The following is a 660-nucleotide window of genomic DNA, read 5'->3' on the forward strand; positions in this document are numbered from 1 at the left end:
AAAAAGTAAGACCAAGCGCAATAGCGATGACCGAAATAACAATTAAAGCCCACCAGCCAAAAGCTAGCGGCCACCAGGTGATATCCACGGGAGGGTGGATATCTTTTAGTTGGTCTAATGGCGATGATGGGTTCATGGTGTTATTGAGTCACTATCTGCTGTAATTGCGCAGAATTTCTTGGAGACAGTGGCTAGTTTCCTGATGTGTAGACAGATTTATTAATAAGGATTTAAAACGTTTGCTCATTTCTTCTAACTGGTTTTTGTGTTGAGTCGCCCAGGCGCTGTAGTCGGATCGAACTTGTGCCGAGTTTGAGTTGATGAGCAGAGTTTGTTGGCCATCAGATACAGGGTGTAAGCCTGGTGGAGGAAGCTCTTCCTCTAGAGGGTCATAGCTACGAATGAAGAGTAACTCATTGTGCCTACTAAGGGCCTTAAGTGCTTTTTCAGTTTCCTGATTAAAGTGTAAAAAGTCGCTGATGATAACGATAAGCGTACCTGGCTTTGCAAGTCTGACCGCTTCTATTAGTGCCTTATCAAGCGAGAAAGAAGGGGGAATTTTGCTATCTTCTATATTCAAGGCTTGGTTAAACTGACTAAGAAAATTAATGTATTGCATTACTGACTTGCGACTACGCGCTGGCTTTACTTCGTGATGTG

1 protein-coding gene and 1 pseudogene are annotated in these 660 nt (G+C 43.2%); both read right to left on the bottom strand.

Annotated features, from left to right (window positions below; translation table 11 throughout):
• Positions 1 to 136: DUF4381 domain-containing protein (locus tag A3729_RS34420; protein WP_156497551.1), on the bottom strand; the 136-nt coding region annotated here is incomplete at its 3' end.
• 15 nt (positions 137 to 151) lie between these two features.
• Positions 152 to 660, bottom strand: a pseudogene (locus A3729_RS00825) (hypothetical protein); the annotation flags it as partial.

The organism is Oleiphilus sp. HI0043, from assembly GCF_001634935.1.